This window comes from Pseudomonas sp. EA_5y_Pfl2_R50, assembly GCF_963970475.1.
In the GTDB taxonomy this organism is placed as follows: Bacteria; Pseudomonadota; Gammaproteobacteria; order Pseudomonadales; family Pseudomonadaceae; genus Aquipseudomonas.
In genome coordinates this window covers 1-201 of sequence record NZ_CAXAPT010000269.1, presented here as the reverse complement: position 1 = coordinate 201, position 201 = coordinate 1, and the positions used below count along the sequence as shown (strand labels likewise).

The window sequence follows — 201 nt, the reverse complement described above, 5'->3', positions numbered from 1 at the left end:
ACAAGACCCCGGTTTCGACCAATGTCACCGACACTGTCGACACCACTAACCTGTCGCTGAGCGCCACGGGATCGGTGGCCGAGGGCGGTTCGATTGTTTACACCGCAACCCTGACCAATGCCGCTGGTTCGCCAGTGACCGTGACTTTGTCCAACGGCGCCGTCATCACCATCGAAGCCGGCAAAACCACCGGCACCGTGA

At 60.7% G+C, this 201-nt stretch carries 1 protein-coding gene; it reads left to right on the top strand.

Annotated elements, in window-relative coordinates:
- A partial coding sequence (locus AACY19_RS27770; RefSeq protein ID WP_339454688.1) for an immunoglobulin-like domain-containing protein occupies window positions 1–201 on the top strand: 201 nt, incomplete at both ends.